This window comes from Exiguobacterium sp. RM11 (genome assembly GCF_059821525.1).
The window spans coordinates 1,152,812-1,169,316 of the sequence record NZ_CM187558.1 but is presented as its reverse complement, the minus strand read 5'-3'; the positions used below and the strand labels follow the sequence as shown (position 1 = coordinate 1,169,316).

Sequence of the window (16,505 nt, the reverse complement as noted above, 5' to 3'; positions counted from 1 at the left end):
AATGCTTACCATGCATAAAAGTTCATGCATTTTATTGCATGGTTTCTAATTTATTATATAAAGTCCGAATCGAAATTTTTAAACGACGAGCAGCTTCTGACTTATTTCCACCAGTTTCTTCGATTGTTCGTTCAATCAAATCGCGCTCATATTTCGCAACCGCCTCATGGAGCGTTCGAGACTCGACGACTTTCTGAGTTGGCGTGCGAGGTGATAATTGTAAGTGATGTGGAGCAATCCATTGTTCCGCGCTCGCCATATAAATCATCGCCCGACCAATCACATTCTCAAGTTCTCGGACGTTCCCTTTCCAATGCTGACTTTTTAGAAGCATGAGGGCATCTTCATCCACCCCTTGAACACTCCGACCATATTCTTGATTTAACTTTCGAATGATCCGGTCACAAAGTGCCTCGAGTTCATTCAACCGTTCACGAAGGGGAGGGATATGGATGGGCATGCGATTGATGCGATAGTACAAATCTTCACGGAAGGTCCCATCTGCCACTTTCTGTTCAAGATCGGCATTCGTCGCAGCGATGATGCGGACATCAATCGGAATCGCCGTCGTCCCTCCGACTCGTACAATCTCATTTTCTTGAAGGACACGCAGAAGCTTCACTTGGACATCGAGTGGCAGTTCTCCGATTTCGTCCAAAAAGAGCGAGCCGCCGTCTGCCTCCTCAAAGTAACCTGTCTTTCCACCACGCTTCGCACCACTGAACGCACCATCTTCATATCCGAACAGTTCACTTTCGAGAAGCGTGGGTGAAATGGCTGCACAGTTTACCCGGATAAACTTTTTGAATTTCCGAGGGGACTCCCCATGAATGGCATGGGCGAACAGTTCTTTTCCTGTTCCCGATTCTCCGCGAATCAATACTGTCACCGGGGTCACAGCTGCCAATTTCGCTTGATCGATGACGAATCGCATCGTATCACTTGTCGCGATGATATCGGCAAACTGATATTTCGCCTCTAGATTTCGAATGCGTGTTTTCGCTTCTTGTAATTCATCACGCAGCGCACGTATTTGAGACACGTCTCGAATGACGCCGACCGAACCTCGCAATTTCCCCTCAACGATGATCGGTTCGGCATTTACAAGGATGTCACGTCGCGTCGCCCCGATTTGCATCCGAATATCTCGAACACCCTGCCCCGTCGATAATACTTTCAAATGTACACTCTCCTGCATCCCGATGTCGGCAGTGGCAGGCTTATCGACGACATCTTCCTTTTTGAATCCCGTCAATCGTGTGTAAGACGGATTGATCAATATGGTGTTGCCGTGATGATCGGCTACCGAAATCGCCTCACTCGTACACTCGATGATTGCCTCAAGCATCTGTTGATTCTGTTTCAATCGCTCGACAACGATTCGAATAAACTCTCCCGGCAACACAACTGCGTCTTGATAATGATCCTTCAACTCTTCAAACGTTTGATGCTGCCCTGTCGTCTCAATGACAAAGTCCAATGCTGCATCCGCATATTTTGTCCAATTGTCCGTCACGGCAATTCCATAACTTTTGGCAAGTGCGATTCCTTCAGCCGATGCATCGGAGTCCACGACCGCCACGATTGTAGCAAGCGGAGAGTCCATCAACATGTTCAGAACTTCCGTCCCCCCTTTTCCTGCCCCGACAATCATCAACCGTTTATTCATACGAATACCCCCATCTTTCTCTCTTCTCATCTTCATGCTACTGAATCCAAACATGATGCGCAAGCCGTCTAAAAATAGACAGTGTGGAATGAATGAATTTCTGTTAAAATAATGTATGGTAAAGGAGGAGATTGCATGCGTTTCATCGCGCTTCTAATCTTAATCGTCCCTGGTTTACTCGGTGTTTACGGAATCAAATTACTTCGTGATAGCTTCTTTTTGAAGACGAGTGGACCATTCACATGGATTGATTCACTCGCTGCCGCCTCCATGTTGCAGGGGACTTTTGGACTTCTGCTCGCCATGGGCGGGATCGGATTTGTAGCTGGCTATATATTTAACCGTGACAAAAAAACAGGTAAAGTTCAACGACTCGACTCATAAGCGCACAAAAAAAGGTTCCCTAACTTGACTTCATTTCAAGTGCGGAACCTTTTATTCGTATTGAATTGTGATCACTACGGATGATCTCCTTTCCAACTGCTTTACTTCCATTGACATGAGATCCAACGTCTTCTTAATGAAGAAGTATGAAAGAACTTTAGTAACTGCCGTCTTGCGTGAACGGAACACTTCCATTCGAGTTACTAACTTTTTTTGTTATCGGATCATGTCCAACCATCCATCGTGAAGTCGAACGCTTGCCATAAACTATTCAACGGTTGACAACACTCCTTTTGGTTAACTGAACGATTCGTTTTTCCTATATCAACCCCTAGCTTCGAGTTGATGATAGAATCGTCTCGCGAATGAGCGACTGTCGCGACCTCACGTCGGGACATTAACGACTTGAGATGTCGTTCCCACCTCTGAGCTATTGTCGGATAGCGAACCGAGATGATTTTGTTTCTTCAAACATTGCTCCGGAACAAGTTTGAAAAGCGTTCATCTGACGCTTGTCCAAGTAACTTGGTACACCTTTATTATAACAAAACACTCTCGTTTTGCAAGCGCTTTCTTTCATAAAGTAAATAAATTTTTTATTGATTATTTTACAAAAAGGACTAAACCATCAAACGGCTTAGTCCTTTTGAACGATTCAGTTGCTTTTAAACGACAAGTAGGTGACGAAATATGAAATGAACTCCGAGTTCTTCGGACTCCGCTCACGCTCAGGTCGCCCTTCAAACATCTCATGATCGCGCATGCCATTCTCCCACGCCGTCTTGATGGCGTGACGCATCGCCCGCTCTACACGTGACGAAGTCGTATCATGCTCTTTTGCGACCATCGGATACAATTCCTTCGTAATCAATCCAAGCAAATCTTGACGCTCGCGTACGTAAATGACGGCTTGGCGGATATACTTGAACCCTTTAATTCGAGGAGAAATCCCAAGCTGTTGGAGCAAGAGCGAAATTTCAATTTCGTCTGGAGACATTCCTTCGAATTCGCGATTCGCACCATCCGACAACTCACGAATTTTCGTCAATAGTTGTTGGATGTTGAAAGGTTTGACGAGAAAGTAAGAGGCACCCAATTGAACCGCTTGTTTCGTCACTTCATCTTTTCCGAACGCACTCAACATGATCACTTCTGGCTTATCATCCCCGAACTCTTCATGTAAACGTTGCAATACTCCGATTCCATCCAAATGAGGCATAATAATATCGAGTAAGAGTACATCCGGTTGGTGTGTCTTGACGACCTCCAAGCACGCTTCACCATCGTGCGCTGTTCCAACGACACGGAGATCAGGCTCAGATTCTAGTTGTCGGCTCAACAAATCGACGATTTCTCGATTGTCGTCCGCAATACATAATGTAATCACTTATGACACTCCTTTGATGAACTTCTGTTTTACTTGCTGTGACATTTCGAGCAACTCTTCAACATGTTGCTTCGTCAAGTCTGTCATTTGAATACCAGCAATCATTCGACCTAGCTCGTCAATCCGGCTCTCGCGGTCGAGAGTGGCAACGTTTGTCTTCGTCCGGTCGTCTGTTTCCGTCTTCGTGATATATAGGTGCTGATCTGCCATTGCAGCAACTTGAGCTAAGTGCGTGATACACAACACTTGCGACCCGACAGACAGACGGAAGATTTTTTCTCCCATCGCCTGTGCGACACGCCCTGATACTCCTGTATCGACTTCATCAAAGATAATCGATGCGACTCCGACCGTGCGGGAAAAGATTGATTTAAGAGCTAACATGACACGGGAAAGTTCACCACCTGAAGCCACTTTTGCAAGTGACTTGAATGGTTCCCCGACGTTCGTCATCATATAAAACTCGACATCATCAAGACCGTCTTGTTTTAATGGCGTCGTTCGGAATCGGACTTCAAACGCTGTTTTCTCCATATATAATTCTTTCAATTCTCGATGGATGTCGTGCTGAAGGGACTCAGCCGCCGCTTTACGTGACGCTGACAGTCGTGCGCCTGCCTCTTTTGCGACTTTCTCTAATCGCAAAAGGTCTTCTGACAGTGTTTGCAGCAACTCCTCACGATTCGTCATCGATTTCAATTCATCGGATACTTGTTCACCGTAAGCGATGACTTCTTCGATTGTCGTGCCATATTTCCGCTTGAGCTGTTGGAACAGCGCTAGACGCGACTCGATTTCATCTAACCGAATCGGATCGAACTCAAGTGAGTCGAGTTGGTCTCGTAACTGAAATTTCGCATCTTCGAGCAAATAATAAGCATTCGAGATTGTCTCTGACACAGATGCGAGGGAAGAGGACAATTGAGAAGCTTCTTCCATCTCGCGCATTGCGACCCCAATTTGGTCAAGTCCGTTCGAATCTTCCGCGACCGCCTCATAAGACATGCGAATGTGTTGATGAATGCGTTCAAAGTTCGCTAATTCATCCCGTTCTTCCATTAACGCCTGTTCTTCACCCTCTTTTAGTTCAGCCGCTTCAATTTCTTTCGTTTGAAACGATAATAAGTCCATGCGCTGTGCAAGCTCTTGTTCACTTTGACTGAGTCGCTTCAGTTCATCCGCGACTTGCTTCCAAGCTGCGTACGCTGTCTGATACTCCTCTAATAATGGAGCGATTTCCTTTTCGGCATAATGGTCGAGAATGCCTAAGTGAAATTCTGAGTCCATCAAGTGTTGATGCTCATGCTGACCGTGAATATCTACAAGCAAGCGACCGAATTCACGTAGCGTCGAGAGTGGCATCATCTTCCCATTCACACGGCAGACGCTTTTCCCGCTACTATGTAAGTCTCGGCGCAAAATAACTGTCCCGTCCTCGATTTCGATGCCGTATTGTTCGGCCGCCTCAATGACCGGATGATCCGATTCAACCATGAACATTCCTTCGATTTCGGCCTTATCCTGACCATAACGAACGAATTCGCTCGATCCACGTCCTCCAACAAGCAACCCAATCGCATCTAACAAAATCGATTTACCGGCACCTGTCTCACCCGTGAGAACGGTCATGCCCCGATTAAACGGAATGTTTAATTCGTCGATAATCGCAAACTGTTTGATTGATAGTTCTGCCAACATACGTACTTTCACCTCATAACATTCCGAGTAGTCGATCGATGATTTGTTTCGCTTTCTCCTCATCGCGAGCAATCATGAGAATCGTGTCATCTCCACAAACTGTTCCAATCAATTCGTCCCATGACAGATGGTCAATCAAGACACCGATTGCATCCGCGTTACCTGGTAGTACTTTCATGACAACCAAGTTTTGAGCTGAGTCGACCGAGACGAAGCTGTCACCGAGGATGCGCTTCATTTTTCCGTACGGGTTAAAACGCTGATCCGCAGGCAAGCTGTATTTGTATCGTCCGTCATTCAAAGGAACTTTCACTAAATGTAATTCTTTAATATCCCGAGATACAGTCGCCTGTGTGACGGGATATCCTAGGCGACGAAGTTCGTCTACTAATTCATCTTGCGTTTCGATTTCACGATTCGTCACGATGTCTCGAATTTTAATCAATCGCTGTCCTTTATTCATAAGCGCTGACACCTCATTCTTCGTTTCACATACACATTATCATTCTAAAGTATTGTCGAAAAAAGGTCTAGCATTCCAGTGGGTATTTCCACCATTCCCCATCTCTTCTTCGTCGATAAGAAAAAGCTACAGACAAATCTGCCTGTAGCCATTGCTTATCCCTTTAGTTTGGCATGTGCCGTATCCACTACGTCTTCGACTCGTAGGGATGGTTCGATCCCGCCTACTCCCGTATAACGGGCGAATAGGAGGAATTCAATATTTCCGTCTCCACCCGTGATTGGGGAGTAATCCAATCCTTCGACGAAGAATCCTTCCGATGCAAAATAGCGAACCATATCACTCGCCACACGCTCATGTACGTCACGGTCTCGCACAATCCCTTTCTTTCCGACGTCGGCTTTACCGGCTTCGAATTGAGGTTTAACGAGCGCCATGACGACCCCTTCTTTCTTTAAAATCGCTTTAAGAGGTGGCACCATGAGACGAAGTGAGATGAAAGAAACATCGATCGTCGCAAAATCAGGTTTGACCGGGAATTGATCGGCTGTCGCATGACGGAAGTTCATTCGTTCCATAACGATGACACGGTCATCGCTCCGAAGCTTCCATGCTAGCTGGTTGTACCCGACATCGACCGCATACATTTGTGTCGCCCCGTTTTGAAGCGCACAATCTGTAAATCCTCCCGTAGAGGAACCGATATCAATCCCCACGCGGTCTTGAACGTCGAGCGGGAATACTTGCAGAGCTTTCTCAAGCTTAAGTCCGCCTCGTCCGACGTACGGTAGAACTTGACCTTTCACTTCAAGAGGGATATCGTCAAACACTTTATCGCCTGCTTTATCCAGACGTTCGGTCCCGCTGTAGACAAGACCGGCCATGACAGCCCGTTTCGCCTTCTCTCGTGTTTCAGCGAGACCGCGTTCGACGAGTAGTACATCTAATCTTGTTTTCGTTCTTTTTTCCATAATTCCTCACACATTCTGTCGATTTGTCTCCATTACGAACCGTTCAATCGATTCCGCCATTTGGGCTGGTCGGAGACCAATCTCTTCTAAAAGTTGGTTGACGCCGCCGTGCTCGATATATCGGTCTGGAATCCCGAGGCGTTGAATCCGCGGGAACGCTCCTGTTTCATTCGCATGTTCTAACACACTGCTTCCAAAACCACCTGCGAGTGCTGCTTCTTCAAGTGTCACGAGCGGAATGCCCTCTGCATATAAAGAAGTGAGCATTGCATCATCGAGCGGCTTGATCGTGCGACAATTGATGACGCGCACACTGAGCTTGCCTTCTAATAATGAACGTACTTCTAACCCGTCTTGAACTTGTGGTCCGAACGTCAAAATGGCGACATCCGTTCCTTCCGCCTCGACTTCCCAATCATCGAGTGAGATTTCTTGGAGCGTATCACTCATTGGTACGCCAATCCCTTCGCCACGAGGGAAGCGGATTGCAATCGGTCCATCATCGTAACGAAGCGCGGAGTAAACGAGTTGTTGTAACTCTTCTTCATCTTTCGCCATCAAAATTCGAATGTTCGGTACGTGACGCATGAAGGCGATATCGAATACACCTTGGTGCGTCTCTCCATCTGCCCCGACAAGTCCTGAACGGTCAATCGTGAATACAACGTTCAAGTTTTGACGACAAATGTCATGGACGAGTTGGTCGTACGCACGCTGGAAGAATGTTGAGTAAATCGAGACGACCGGTTTCAAACCTTGTGTCGCCTGACCTCCTGCTAGCGTTACCGCATGCTGTTCGGCAATCCCGACGTCAAACATGCGTTCCGGGAATTTTTTCGTGAAACAGTCGAGTTTCGAACCGACACTCATTGCAGGCGTGATCAACGTCACCCGCTCATCCGACTCTGCCACTTTCGTAATCGTCTCTGCGACGACTTTCGAATAACTCGGTCCTTTAGGCTTTCCTTTGATCACTTCGCCTGACTCAATCTTGTAAGGTCCTAAACCGTGCCACGTTCCAACACCGTCTAACTCAGCGGGACGGTAACCCTTCCCTTTTTTCGTGATGACGTGAACGAGAACCGGTCCATCGATTTTTTTCGCATATTCGAGTGTCTCAAGCAAGTCTTTCAAATCATGGCCGTCAGTCGGTCCAAAGTAAGTGAAACCGAGTTCTTCAAAAAATGTGCCTGGAATGAGTGCAGATTTCAATAAATCTTTTACTCGCTCCCCACTTCGTTCGAGTGAATTGCCGACGAGTGGAATGTGCTTGATGATCGATTCCATCTCTTCACGTGCATGCTTCAGTTTACGTGACGCACGGATTCGACCGAGCATATTATGCATCGCCCCAACGTTCGGCGCGATAGACATCTCATTGTCGTTCAAGATGACAATAACATTCTGCTTCTCGGCACCGATGTGGTTCAATGCCTCGAGCGCCATTCCTCCAGTTAACGCTCCATCACCGATGATGGCAATGGCACGATCATTCGCACGTCCTTTTAATTCATTTGCGATTGCAATCCCCATTGCTGCTGAAAGCGACGTCGAACTGTGGCCAGTTTCCCATACATCATGTTCACTCTCACAACGTTTAGGGAACCCACACAACCCGTTGTATTGTCGAAGGGTATCAAACTGGCTCGTACGTCCTGTCAAAATTTTATGAACGTACGCCTGATGACCGACGTCCCATACAAGTTGGTCTTTCGGACTGTCAAATACACGGTGCAGAGCTAGCGTCAACTCCACAACTCCTAAGTTTGGCGCTAAATGCCCTCCCGTCACTGCCAATTTTTCAATCAAGAATCGTCTAATATCTGAGCCGAGTGATTCGAGTTCGGTTACAGACATCCTTTTCAGGAATGACGGGTCTTGAATGGATGTCAAGTCCATAATGACCATCCTTTCTCCTCACATTTTACTGATTCGTACCTTACATTTTACAAGAATGTGACGGTAGATGCCACACATTCCCCAAAACAAAGGTGACACGATGTGCTCATCGTGTCACCGGGATCAATGATTTCGTTTCACCACAAATGCCAATAAGTCTAATAATAGCGGAGCTTGAATCGACAATGACTCAATGGCAAAGGTCGCTGCCTCTACTTCTGCATCGAGTGCACGCTTCGCCCCGTCTAATCCGAGCAGTTTCGGATACGTCGTTTTTTCATTCTCTTCATCCGAACCGACACGTTTCCCGATTGTCTGTTCGTCCCCGACGACATCTAAGATATCGTCTTGAATCTGAAATGCGATGCCCAGATGTCGACCGAATTGTTTTAATTGTGTCCGATCTTCCTCCGACACACCGGCAAGGATCCCACCCGCTTCAAGCGCATAGACGAGCAGTGCACCCGTCTTTCGTTCATGAATCGACTGGAGTTCCTGTAACGTGACGTCACTCCGTTTCTCAGCGAGCATATCGTCCAACTGACCGCCGACCATGCCAGAGCTACCAGCTGCTAGACCGAAAACGCGAATGATTTCGACGATTTCTTCAGCAGGGAGCGACATTTGCGCAAGAATGCGAAATGCATCCGTCAAAAGCGCATCTCCTGCTAAAATGGCAGTCGCTTCATCAAACTGTCGGTGATTCGTCGGTCGACCCCGGCGAAGATCATCATCATCCATCGCCGGCAAATCATCGTGAATGAGTGAATATGTATGGACCATCTCGAGCGTCGCCGCTACCTCGCCACCTCGCTCGAGTGGAACACCGTACGTTTCTAGAACAGCATAGACAAGCGCGGGACGGATTCGCTTTCCGCCCGCTTCTAATGAATAGACCATCGCATCGCGAAGTCGCGTCGGCATGTCACTCGCCTCAATGAGCGAACGCATCGATTCTTCGACAGTTCGCTTCCATTTGTTCAAACCATCCGTGCGGTTCATGCAGACCCTCCTTTTTCACGAAGGGTACCGTCTAACTCGAGTATTTCGTCCATTTTCTTTTCAGCGGCCGAGAGTTTTGTCTGGCACAAAGCAGATAACCGGACACCTTCTTCATATAAAGTCATCGCTTCCTCTAACGGTACGTCACCGGTTTCTAGTTGCGCGACAATCTGTTCGAGTCGTTCAAGTGCCGCTTCAAACGTCTGTTCTTGTTTCGTCACCAACAATCCTCTCCTTCACCTCAGCGACAGCGTGACCGTCCCGAAAACGAATCGAGATGTCTCCATCGCGTAATTCTTTCACATTTTGCACATATGCTCCATCTTGTTCAATGAACGTGTAGCCCCGTGATAGGACGGCGAGCGGACTGACCGCATGCAATCTTCCTACCTGTTGTGTAAATTGTCGTTTCGATTGTTCTAATGGTTTCGTCCGATGAAGTCGATCGACCATTTGATTGACCTGTTCTCCTTGTTGCAACAAGGTTTTTGAGAACCGTTTCACATCAAGCTGTTGTGACAACTGACGGAGTTGATGAGTCGCTTCGGAAAGATGTCGCTTCATCCCTTGCTCAAGGCGAATCTCCGATTGTGCAAAACGTTCTCGTTTTTGAGAAATCGTATAACGTGGTGATTTCAAGCCATAACTGTTAATCATCCGGTCTACACGGTTCCGAGAATCATCGAGTTGAATCCTAACGGCTTTATGCAGATGGTTGTCTAGACGCTCTACATCTTTCCGCTGTGCGTCAATCATCGCTGTGGCGAGTTCGGCCGCCGCTGTCGGAGTTGCGGCCCGAACATCTGCGACAAAATCAGCGAGCGTATAATCTGTCTCGTGACCGACAGCAGAGATGATCGGGATGGTCGACGCATAGATGGCTTCGACCACGACATCCTCATTAAACGCCCACAATTCCTCAATCGAGCCGCCACCACGGCCGACGATGAGTACATCACAGTCGGTCCGTTCATTCATCCAACGAATGGCAGATGCCACTTGCGGGGCAGCCATTTCGCCCTGTACGGCCACAGGGGCGAATGTGATGGCAACGTGGGGCGCACGACGCCGAAGTGTGGTCGCGATATCATGTAACGCTGCCCCTTTCGGAGATGTGACAATTCCGATCCGCTCAGGAAACGTCGGAAGGAGTTGTTTTCGGTCTACCTCAAACCAACCCTTCTCCTCAAGTTCACGTTTTCTCGCCTCATACTGTTCGTATAATAAACCGATTCCGTCTTGACGCATCAGTTCGACGTACAATTGAACGTCACCGGTCGCTTCATACATAGTCACTCTTGAGACGGCGATGACCTTCATTCCATCTTTCGGTTCGAATTGAAGCTGTTTCGCATCTCGAGAAAACATGACGGCTTTCATGCGGGACGCATCATCTTTCAAGGTGAAATAACAATGACCAGATGAATAGCGTTTAAAATTCGAGATCTCACCGATGACCGCGACTTGTCGAAGCAAGACATCATCATCGAGTTGTCGCTTCACATATCGAACAACTTCGGAGACCGGAAGTGGGTTAGCCACGTGACGCTACCTCGACCGTGTTGTGCATGAGCATCGTGATCGTCATCGGACCGACACCGCCAGGAACCGGCGTAATCGCACTCGCCTTCTCTTTGACGGCCTCATAGTCGACATCGCCAACAAGACGACCTTCGACACGGTTGACGCCGACGTCGATGACGAGCGCACCAGGTTTGACCATGTCTGCAGTAACGAGACCTGCACGCCCAACTGCGACAATTAAGATGTCAGCCTGTCTTGTCATTTCTCCAAGGTCTTTCGTTTTCGAGTGACAGTACGTGACCGTAGCAGATTCATTCAAGAACAACATGCCGACTGGTTTTCCGACGATTTGACTGCGACCGACGACCACGACGTGTTTCCCAGCAATCTCAGTTTGTGTCTTTGCGAGATGCAAAATGCCGTGTGGTGTACATGGAAGCAACGTATCAAGACCGAGCATCATCTTTCCGACGTTCTCAGGATGGAAGCCGTCTACATCCTTCTCAGGAGAGATGCGCATGATGACTCGTGATTCGTCAATGTGTTTTGGTAGTGGAAGTTGCACGAGAATCCCGTGTACTTCCTCATCCTCATTCATCAAGTCAATCAAGTCGAGCAATTCTTTCTCGCTAATCGTCTCATCAAAACGGAGCACTTGCGAATCGATTCCGATTTCTTGTGCTGCCCGTTCTTTCCCGCGTACATAGCTATGACTTGCTGGGTCATCCCCAATCAATACTACTTTCAATTTCGGTACGATGTTGCGTGCACGAAGTGCTGTCACACGCTCTTTTAACGTTTCTCGATATGATGCTGCCACTTGTTTCCCGTCGATCACTACTGCCATCTCTCTCATCCCCCGTTGTCTTTAGGTTTTTCTGTAGTTGGTCTGGTGTCTTATCTCTATTTTTTAGTCTTCTTTAATAATGTTGCCGAGTACGCCATTTACGAGCTTACCGGCTTCTTCGTCTCCGAACGATTTCGCGAGTTCGACCGCCTCGTTGATGGTGACGTTCTCTGGAATCGTTTCAACGTATAGCAATTCAAACGTCGCCATACGTAAAATCGTACGTTCGACATTGCCTAGACGATCCAAGCGCCAGTTTTTCAAGTTTTCGACGAGCAAAGCGTCGATATCCTCTTGATGCTCTAGCGTTCCTGTGACGAGTTGTTCGTAAAACGGATCAGACTCTTGCCCGTCCAATGCGAATTCGATGGCTTCGTCCACCTCTAATTTAGATACTTCGATTTGAAAAAGCGTTTGAATCGCTTTCTCTCGTGCTTCATGACGTTTCATTCAGTTACTCTCCTTTTACATGCTTTCATTGTGATAGTTTAGCATAAAGCACTCATAAATTCAGTACAAAAAACCAGGAAGCCGAAATAATGTTCGGGCTTCCTGGTTGTTGTTATTTCGCCAATGACATTTCTTTTTCGACAAATTTCGTGTCGAATGTACCGATTCGGAACTGTTCATGTGCCATCACTTGTTGATGGAACGGAATCGTCGTTTTGATTCCCGAAACCGTAAACTCGTCTAAAGCGCGTAACATCTTTAAAATCGCCTCGTCGCGCGTCGGCGCATGTACGATCAATTTGGCGACCATCGAGTCGTAGAACGGAGGAATCATCGCTCCTGCATATAGACCGCTGTCCACCCGAACGCCCATACCACCTGGGACGATGTATTGATCGATTTTCCCCGCCATCGGACGGAAGTCCATGAACGGGTCTTCTGCGTTGATCCGGCATTCAATCGAATGCCCAGAGAACGTGATGTCTTCTTGAGAGATGGCGAGCGGATGCCCGAGTGCCACTTCTAATTGTGCTTGCACGAGATCGAATCCGGTGATCATCTCCGTGACCGGGTGCTCGACTTGAATCCGCGTATTCATTTCCATGAAATAGAACTCATTGGATTCTGGAACATAGATGAACTCGATTGTTCCCGCTCCAGAATATTGAATCGCTTTCGCCGCTTTGACTGCCGCATCTCCCATCATTTGACGTGTTGCTTCGTCAATCGCAGGTGATGGCGCTTCTTCAACGAGCTTCTGCATCCGTCGTTGAATCGTGCAATCACGCTCGCCTAAATGAATCACATTCCCGAATTGGTCAGCGAGAACTTGCACTTCTACGTGACGGAACGACTCGATAAATTTCTCGAGATACACGTCTCCGTTACCGAACGCCTGCTTCGCCTCTTTGCGTGTCGCGACCAACCCTTGGATGAGTTCGTCTTCGTTTCGGGCGACCCGAATACCGCGTCCCCCACCACCTGCCGTCGCCTTGATGATGACTGGATAGCCCATCTCGCGCGCAAGTTCTACGGCCTCTTCATCCGTGACGACACCGCTAGAACCCGGGACGACCGGCACACCTGACTCAATCATCGTTCGTTTGGCCTCATCCTTGATTCCCATCTTGCGGATGGCATAGCTACTCGGCCCGACAAATTGAATGCCACACGCCTCACACATCTCGGCAAATTCAGCGTTTTCAGCTAAAAATCCATATCCAGGGTGCACCATCGTCGCGTCCACGGCACATGCGACCGACAAGATGTTTGGAATGTTCAAATACGAGTCTTTGGACGGATTTGGTCCAATACAGTATGCTTCGTCGGCCAAATGAACATGTAACGCTTCACGGTCTGCTTCTGAAAAAACAGCGACCGTCGGAATATTCAATTCTTTTGCAGCACGTATGATTCGAACCGCGATTTCTCCACGGTTAGCGATTAATAATTTCATAACGACCTCACTTCACGCTGAAGAGCGGTTGACCGAATTCGACGAGATCGCCATCTGCGACGAGCACTTCTACGATTTCGCCACTGATTTCCGCTTCGACATCGTTAAACAGTTTCATCGCCTCTAGAATACAGACGATTTGTCCTGACTCCACTCGATCACCTACGTTGACGAAGGCTTCTTTATCCGGAGCTGGACGGGAATAAAACGTTCCGACCATTGGAGAGGTGATTGTACGATAAGACGCTTGTTCTGGCGTCGATTGTTCTTGATGTTCTTCTGCTTGAGGAGCAGGCGCAGGTGGCGCGATTGCTTGTGTCTGCATCACAGGCGCGCTCATGACCGCTTGCGCTTCTTTCTTTAATGACAGTTTGAAATCAGATGTTTCAAGCTCCATTTCATGAACCGTTGACTGGTCCAATAGTTGAATGAGCTCTTTGATTTGATCGATTTGCATCTTTCTTACCCCCTGTTTATACCTGGTACTAATCTCCTCTTCACTATAACTGGTCAGACCAATGAATGCAACGAGAAAAAAAGAGTGCCCATTCATTCGAATGAACACTCTTTCAGATTAACCGTTGTAACGACCCATGAACTCTCCAGTACGTGTATCAACTGTCACTTTTTCACCTGGCTCGATGAAAAGTGGTACTTGAATCACATGACCTGTTTCAACTGTCGCGTTTTTCTTCACGTTCGATGCTGTGTCCCCTTTGACGCCTGGGTCTGCTTCGATGATTGTCAACACTACGCTCGTCGGAAGCTCGATTCCAAGAATCTCACCATTGTAGTCCGCGATACTGACTTCCATGTTTTCAAGCAAGTAAGGAAGCGCTGCTTTCACTTGTTCGCTCGTCAACTCAAGTTGCTCGTATGATTCATTGTCCATGAAGACATACGTGTCGCCCATTGGATAGAGATATTGCATACGCTTACGCTCGATGTGCGCACGTTCGATTTTTTCTCCACCGCGGAACGTTGTTTCTTGGATCGCTCCGTTGCGCAAGTTACGCATTTTTGTACGAACGAATGCTGCACCTTTACCTGGTTTTACGTGTTGGAATTCGATGACTTGCCAAATCGAACCGTCAGATGTTTTGACTGTCAATCCTGTTTTTAAATCGTTAACTGATACCATGTTGATTTCCTCCTAAATTCAGACGAGACTCAAGCCTCAATCGTAATTAACTCTTTTGGCGACTGCGTCAGACGGTAACATCCGTCTTCCGTAACGACGACATCGTCCTCAATTCGGCAACCGCCGACACCGTTGATGTAAATACCCGGTTCAATCGTGACGACCATCCCTGGCTCGAGTACTGTTTCCGAGCGGAATGATAATCCTGGTGCCTCGTGCACTTCCATGCCAAGACCATGACCTGTCGAGTGACCGAAGTATTCACCATATCCTGCTTTTTTGATAATGTCTCGTGTCAATGCATCAGCTTCAATTCCCGTGATGCCAGCACGTGTACCTTCGACACCAGCGAGTTGGGCACGAAGCACTGTGTCATAGATTTGACGCAACTCGTCCGAAATCGGTCCGACCGCAAGTGTACGCGTAATATCTGAGCAGTACCCTTTGTAGTAAGCACCAAAATCAAGTGTGACAAGTTCGCCAGATTCGATGACTTTATCGCTCGCAACGCCGTGTGGAAGTGCCGAGCGTAGACCAGAGGCGACGATCATATCGAATGATGATGAATCAGCACCTTTTGAGCGCATGAACATTTCGAGTTCGTTCGCGACTTCTTTTTCGGTACGACCCGGACGAATGAATGTCTGGATATGTGCATACGCTGCATCAGCGATTGCCGCAGCTTCCTTCATAATCTTAATCTCTGATTCATCCTTAATCAAGCGCAGTTTTTCAACGATTCCAGACGTCTCAATCAGATTTGCATCCACTTCTTTTTCATAAGCGCGATATTGCCCGACTGTCATCGCGTCCTGCTCGATTCCAAGACGTGTGATTGACTCACGTGCTACGACATCTGCTACCGATTTGATGAGTGACGTATCAAGTTCAATGATGTCATACCCTTTTACTTGATCGTTCGCCTGTTCCGTGTAACGGAAGTCTGTGATAAAGCTTGCAGATTTCGCCGTGATGACGATCACACCGCTCGATCCGGTGAAGCCTGATAAGTAACGAATGTTCTCCCGTTTTGTGACGAGCAATGCGTCAATCTCGTTTGCCTCTAACTGTGCTTGCAGTTTGTTTACGCGTTCAATCATGTCGATTCCTCCAATGTTCGATTAGTGCATGCAGTGCCAACGTGTAACTCGTCAGCCCGAAGCCGGTAATGACACCTAGACATACGCCTGCGAGTTTTGACTCGTGGCGAAACGTTTCTCTGGCATGCACGTTCGAGATATGTACTTCAACGACCGGGGCAGCGATTGCGGCTATGGCATCGCGAATCGCGATCGATGTATGCGTATATGCACCCGCATTTAAAATGACACCGTCATAGTCGTAGGCATCATGTAGCGCATCGATCAACGCTCCTTCGTGATTGGATTGAACGAAAGTGAGTTCGACATCATCCGGTGCAGCGAGCATCAATTCGGCGGCTAAACCTTTTAACGACACGTCCCCATACACGTCCGGTTCACGGCGACCCAATAAATTTAAATTCGGACCATTCAACACTAAAATCCGCAATCTTCTTCCCCCTCGTTCGTCAAGTCTTATCTATTGTAACAAATTTATCGAAAGAACGTGAATCGAGCCTTCCGCCCTTTCGTT

General features: G+C 47.7%; 17 protein-coding genes. 1 reads left to right on the top strand and 16 read right to left on the bottom strand.

Annotated elements, in window-relative coordinates; translation table 11 throughout:
* Positions 1 to 31: 31 nt before the first annotated feature.
* Positions 32 to 1,669, bottom strand: a complete 1,638-nt coding sequence (locus tag AC5LIL_RS06095; RefSeq protein ID WP_214782423.1) for a sigma 54-interacting transcriptional regulator — start codon at positions 1,667 to 1,669, stop codon at positions 32 to 34.
* Positions 1,670 to 1,804: 135 nt separating this feature from the next.
* Here AC5LIL_RS06095 and AC5LIL_RS06090 point away from each other — a divergent pair, with 135 nt between their 5' ends.
* Complete coding sequence (locus tag AC5LIL_RS06090; protein WP_074033291.1) at positions 1,805 to 2,053, top strand: DUF2627 domain-containing protein; 249 nt, start codon at positions 1,805 to 1,807, stop codon at positions 2,051 to 2,053.
* Positions 2,054 to 2,708: 655 nt separating this feature from the next.
* Here the strand turns inward: AC5LIL_RS06090 and spo0A are convergent.
* The 15 genes from spo0A to aroQ form a co-directional block, all read right to left on the bottom strand.
* Positions 2,709 to 3,440 (bottom strand): sporulation transcription factor Spo0A, encoded by a 732-nt coding sequence (spo0A, locus tag AC5LIL_RS06085; RefSeq protein ID WP_224861415.1) that lies wholly within the window; start codon positions 3,438 to 3,440, stop codon positions 2,709 to 2,711.
* The gene (gene recN / locus AC5LIL_RS06080) at positions 3,441 to 5,138 is read right to left on the bottom strand and encodes a DNA repair protein RecN (RefSeq protein WP_499825213.1); all 1,698 of its coding nucleotides are present in this window, start codon (positions 5,136 to 5,138) and stop codon (positions 3,441 to 3,443) included.
* Positions 5,139 to 5,151: 13 nt separating this feature from the next.
* Positions 5,152 to 5,601, bottom strand: coding sequence for a transcriptional regulator AhrC/ArgR (gene ahrC, locus AC5LIL_RS06075; protein WP_214748051.1), 450 nt, complete (start codon positions 5,599 to 5,601; stop codon positions 5,152 to 5,154).
* A gap of 155 nt (positions 5,602 to 5,756) precedes the next feature.
* A complete protein-coding gene (locus AC5LIL_RS06070; RefSeq protein WP_499825212.1) occupies positions 5,757 to 6,572 on the bottom strand; it encodes a TlyA family RNA methyltransferase in 816 nt (271 codons plus the stop codon).
* 6 nt (positions 6,573 to 6,578) lie between these two features.
* Positions 6,579 to 8,471 (bottom strand): 1-deoxy-D-xylulose-5-phosphate synthase, encoded by a 1,893-nt coding sequence (gene dxs / locus AC5LIL_RS06065; protein WP_339962851.1) that lies wholly within the window; start codon positions 8,469 to 8,471, stop codon positions 6,579 to 6,581.
* 123 nt (positions 8,472 to 8,594) lie between these two features.
* Positions 8,595 to 9,473, bottom strand: a complete 879-nt coding sequence (locus AC5LIL_RS06060) for a polyprenyl synthetase family protein (RefSeq protein WP_214782412.1) — start codon at positions 9,471 to 9,473, stop codon at positions 8,595 to 8,597.
* Positions 9,470 to 9,694: an exodeoxyribonuclease VII small subunit gene (gene xseB / locus AC5LIL_RS06055; protein WP_074033298.1), complete on the bottom strand. Its 225-nt coding sequence runs from the start codon at positions 9,692 to 9,694 to the stop codon at positions 9,470 to 9,472. The genes AC5LIL_RS06060 and xseB overlap by 4 nt, the downstream gene beginning before the upstream one ends.
* Positions 9,669 to 11,015 (bottom strand): exodeoxyribonuclease VII large subunit, encoded by a 1,347-nt coding sequence (xseA, locus tag AC5LIL_RS06050; RefSeq protein WP_499825211.1) that lies wholly within the window; start codon positions 11,013 to 11,015, stop codon positions 9,669 to 9,671. Before xseA ends, xseB begins: the two co-directional genes overlap by 26 nt.
* Positions 11,008 to 11,844, bottom strand: coding sequence for a bifunctional methylenetetrahydrofolate dehydrogenase/methenyltetrahydrofolate cyclohydrolase FolD (folD, locus tag AC5LIL_RS06045; RefSeq protein ID WP_214782406.1), 837 nt, complete (start codon positions 11,842 to 11,844; stop codon positions 11,008 to 11,010). Before folD ends, xseA begins: the two co-directional genes overlap by 8 nt.
* A 63-nt stretch (positions 11,845 to 11,907) precedes the next feature.
* Positions 11,908 to 12,294 (bottom strand): transcription antitermination factor NusB, encoded by a 387-nt coding sequence (nusB, locus tag AC5LIL_RS06040; protein ID WP_214692966.1) that lies wholly within the window; start codon positions 12,292 to 12,294, stop codon positions 11,908 to 11,910.
* Between the two features lie 112 nt (positions 12,295 to 12,406).
* Positions 12,407 to 13,750: an acetyl-CoA carboxylase biotin carboxylase subunit gene (gene accC, locus AC5LIL_RS06035; RefSeq protein ID WP_214748033.1), complete on the bottom strand. Its 1,344-nt coding sequence runs from the start codon at positions 13,748 to 13,750 to the stop codon at positions 12,407 to 12,409.
* A gap of 7 nt (positions 13,751 to 13,757) precedes the next feature.
* Positions 13,758 to 14,207: an acetyl-CoA carboxylase biotin carboxyl carrier protein gene (gene accB / locus AC5LIL_RS06030; protein ID WP_214782403.1), complete on the bottom strand. Its 450-nt coding sequence runs from the start codon at positions 14,205 to 14,207 to the stop codon at positions 13,758 to 13,760.
* A 117-nt stretch (positions 14,208 to 14,324) separates the two neighbouring features.
* The gene (efp, locus tag AC5LIL_RS06025) at positions 14,325 to 14,891 is read right to left on the bottom strand and encodes an elongation factor P (RefSeq protein WP_214692975.1); all 567 of its coding nucleotides are present in this window, start codon (positions 14,889 to 14,891) and stop codon (positions 14,325 to 14,327) included.
* Between the two features lie 29 nt (positions 14,892 to 14,920).
* A complete protein-coding gene (locus AC5LIL_RS06020) occupies positions 14,921 to 15,988 on the bottom strand; it encodes a M24 family metallopeptidase (protein WP_499825351.1) in 1,068 nt (355 codons plus the stop codon).
* Positions 15,984 to 16,421, bottom strand: coding sequence for a type II 3-dehydroquinate dehydratase (aroQ, locus tag AC5LIL_RS06015; RefSeq protein ID WP_499825210.1), 438 nt, complete (start codon positions 16,419 to 16,421; stop codon positions 15,984 to 15,986). The genes AC5LIL_RS06020 and aroQ overlap by 5 nt, the downstream gene beginning before the upstream one ends.
* Positions 16,422 to 16,505: the final 84 nt, after the last annotated feature.